General features: G+C 34.7%; 3 protein-coding genes and 3 rRNA genes. 5 read left to right on the top strand and 1 reads right to left on the bottom strand.

All coding sequences use genetic code 11. The features are described from left to right. From FFM62_RS09925 to FFM62_RS09910, 4 genes are all read left to right on the top strand, one after another. Positions 1 to 151, top strand: a 23S ribosomal RNA gene (locus FFM62_RS09925); the annotation flags it as partial. 78 nt (positions 152 to 229) lie between these two features. Further along, positions 230 to 346: ribosomal RNA gene (gene rrf, locus FFM62_RS09920) — 5S ribosomal RNA — on the top strand. Between the two features lie 353 nt (positions 347 to 699). Next, complete coding sequence (locus FFM62_RS09915; protein ID WP_115471753.1) at positions 700 to 1,488, top strand: SDR family oxidoreductase; 789 nt, start codon at positions 700 to 702, stop codon at positions 1,486 to 1,488. A 70-nt stretch (positions 1,489 to 1,558) separates the two neighbouring features. Then, positions 1,559 to 2,167: a TrmH family RNA methyltransferase gene (locus tag FFM62_RS09910; RefSeq protein ID WP_115471752.1), complete on the top strand. Its 609-nt coding sequence runs from the start codon at positions 1,559 to 1,561 to the stop codon at positions 2,165 to 2,167. A 56-nt stretch (positions 2,168 to 2,223) separates the two neighbouring features. Here the strand turns inward: FFM62_RS09910 and FFM62_RS09905 are convergent, their stop codons facing one another. Beyond that, complete coding sequence (locus tag FFM62_RS09905; RefSeq protein ID WP_115471751.1) at positions 2,224 to 2,610, bottom strand: hypothetical protein; 387 nt, start codon at positions 2,608 to 2,610, stop codon at positions 2,224 to 2,226. 450 nt (positions 2,611 to 3,060) lie between these two features. Here FFM62_RS09905 and FFM62_RS09900 point away from each other — a divergent pair. Further along, positions 3,061 to 3,233, top strand: a 16S ribosomal RNA gene (locus FFM62_RS09900); the annotation flags it as partial.

Below are 3,233 nucleotides of genomic sequence, written 5' to 3'. Positions count from 1 at the left end.
AAGCATCTAAGTGTGAAACTCGCCTCGAGATGAGATTTCCCATTCAGAAATGAAGTAAGACCCCTCAGAGATGATGAGGTAGATAGGCTAGAAGTGGACATGTGGTGACACATGGAGCGGACTAGTACTAATGGTTCGAGGACTTAACCAAGTAGCAAGTGGTGTAAGGCAAGAAAAATAAGTAATTATGATTCAGTTTTGAGGGAACTAAGTTCACTCAATAAAAACGTGTCGTGATGATGGCACTGAGGTCACACCTGTTCCCATACCGAACACAGTAGTTAAGCTCAGTAGCGCCAAAAGTAGTTGGAGGATCGCCTCCTGCGAGGATAGGACGTCGCGATGCAATTGGAAGCAGTTCACAGTAATATGTGGACTGTTTTTTTTCTTTGTAGAGTATTCGTAGGTTGCATGTGTTGCTTTTAAAGGTAAAAATTAATCTAACTAAAATATTTTTTAGGTAGCCTGCTTGTTAAGAGATTTGTTATTATACAGTAAACGTTAATCCTTTGATTGGTTAAACTAATAGTATTTAAGATAGGATCTATAAAATTAATACTATATGTTGTACCTATCTTTAATACACAATAAATTTTAGATTAGCATTTGAATAATATTTTTTCATTTATTTTGATGTTCTATTTTTATCGAAAAACAAAACCAGCCGAATTTTTAGTAATTAATAACGGAGGTAAACTTATGGATTTAAAACTCAAGAACAAGGTTGTTTTAGTAACCGCGTCAAGTCAGGGTTTAGGATTTGCAACAGCTAGGAAGTTTTTAGAAGAAGGTGCCAAAGTGATGATTACAAGTCATAGCTTAGAAAATTTACGTTTGGCATATAAAGAATTGCGGCCAATAACATATGGAGACCAATTGTCATATGTCGTGGCCGATTTAACTAGTACATCAGATATTGAGGATCTGTTAGCCAAAACACGTAAAAAGTTTGGCTTGATTGACATTGTTGTTAATAATACCGGAGGCCCTAAAAGTGCTAGTTTTGAGCAATTGTATGAAGACGATTGGTCAGATGCCTATGAACTTATTTTAAGAAGTGCTATACAGATAATAAGATTAGCGTTACCCGATTTGAAAAAGACACAGGGAGTAATTATTAATAGTGTATCAGCATCAACAAAACAACCATTATCTGGACTGATATTATCAAATACTTTTAGAATGGCCATATTAGGTTTATCAAAAAGTTTAGCAAACGAATTCGGTAAGTACGGTATTCGGGTAAATACAATTTCTCCGGATCAAATATTAACAAATCGTGTTCAAACGTTAGATGAAATTAAGGCAGAAAAGGATAATGTATCAATTGAGAAAGTTCGTCAACAATCTGAAACAACAATTCCTTTAGGCCGTTACGGTAAGCCAGAGGAGTTTGCTAATGTTGTTGTGCTTTTAGCTTCTAGCGTTAGTCACTATGTTAACGGTAGCAATGTTGTGGTAGATGGTGGTCAAGTCCAAAGTTATTAAATGTTGTTAGATGAATTTATGTATAATGATATTGTGTGAATAATATTGATGAAATAAACAGGGGTTAAAAATGAGTAACATTGATTTACAAAATGGCATAGACTATCGTAATTTGGGTGCTGATTTTAAAGGCATGACAAATGAACAAATTATGCAAGCGTTGGATCAGCGTCGTGGAGATATGATAACGGTTCTGCAAAATTTAACGCATGACTTTAATAAGGCTACAGCAGTTCGCAACCATAATGCTTTTTCAGGACGAGAAATTGTCTTTTTAAATCCGGACAATCCAATGGATAGTAATAACCCAGAAGGTGCTAAAAAATGGAATAAAACTGGTGCTGTGGGTGCGCAACATTATGAGCATATTAGTCATCATCGTATATTGGATTATCAAGAACTATTTGACCAATGGCATGCAGAAGGATATGTTATTTACGCTGTTGATAATACCCCCGGGTACGAATTACATAATGTCTTTCAGGTTGAGTTTCCGAAAAAAAGTGTATTCCTTTTTGGTGAGGAACAGATTGGATTGGCTGATGAACTAATCAAGGCAGCTGATCAGATGATTTATATTCCGCAGACTGGGTCAGTTCGTTCATTGAATGTATCAGTGGCTCATGGCGTGATTGCCGCTTTGTACACAGCCCAACATCCAGTGCCTAACGATATATAAAAAAGCGAAACAGTCTCATATAAGATCGTTTCGCTTTTTTTATAAGTAGCTAATTTCTACAGAAGCAGTTCAAATTCTAAGTTGTTGTATTGATCACGCTCACGTATTTGATGATAACCAAATTCCTGTTGTGCTCGTTCGAGTAGTTCTGTATGCCAAGTAATTTTCTTAGCAAAATTTGCAAACATGTCTTCCTTTAGATGGTTTATCAAAGAAAGGAACTTTTTTGCTTCTTCAGCGGTCATTGATACATAAAAACGTTCATCATTGCCAAACTTTTTTGAAATCCGCTTTAGCTTAATATTCATAACTTGCCGTGTATATGCGGGATTTCTATTAAGTCGAACGCTGACATTAATATGATTGTAGTGTGAATCTCGGCTATATTGTAATAACATAGCTAGAAATCTTTCTGGATCTATTTTACTTTTGTTAGTTGCCATATTCATATCCTTAATCTTTAGAAGTTCTTCTCAATAGTATAACACGTAATAATTTTTAGAAATAACAAAAAAACTATTGCGTTATATTTCATATAGAGGTATTATATAAAAGTTGTCTTTTGCGGATAGCAAATTACAGATAGTAGTTTAATTTGTTTTAATATTGACTGAATAAGAAGGTTAATGTTTTTATAGCAAATGATATTCAATTATTAATAATTTTCTTTAAAAGAAAGTGTTGACAAATCGAATTGACTTCTGTAATATAGATTAAGTTGTCAGCGAGACAACGACTGTTGATCATTGAAAACTGAATATCGTTTCGATGAAACAAATGTGTAGGGTCATCAAGTTTTACTTGATACAAAACATTTGTGAAGTCAATTCACTAATAAATTCGTTTAACTTCTGTTAAACAAATAACAACAAATTGAGTTATACTCAAACTTTTAAAATGAGAGTTTGATCCTGGCTCAGGATGAACGCTGGCGGCGTGCCTAATACATGCAAGTCGAACGCTTTGTTTTTAATTGATATGAAGAGCTTGCTCTGATTTGATTTTCTTGACAAAGAGTGGCGAACGGGTGAGTAACACGTGGGTAACCTACCTCTTAGCAGGGGAT

The organism is Weissella thailandensis (assembly GCF_005405465.1).
Lineage (GTDB): Bacteria > Bacillota > Bacilli > Lactobacillales > Lactobacillaceae > Weissella > Weissella thailandensis.
Note: the sequence above shows the minus strand (reverse complement) of the source record. Positions and strands in the feature narration are given on the sequence as shown.

What these genes read in the sequence shown, in the direction of transcription:
- FFM62_RS09915 (WP_115471753.1), top strand. Translation starts at nt 700, where the DNA reads ATGGATTTAAAACTCAAGAACAAGGTTGTTTTAGTAACCGCGTCAAGT.
- FFM62_RS09910 (WP_115471752.1), top strand. Translation starts at nt 1,559, where the DNA reads ATGAGTAACATTGATTTACAAAATGGCATAGACTATCGTAATTTGGGT.
- FFM62_RS09905 (WP_115471751.1), bottom strand. Translation starts at nt 2,610, where the DNA reads ATGGCAACTAACAAAAGTAAAATAGATCCAGAAAGATTTCTAGCTATG.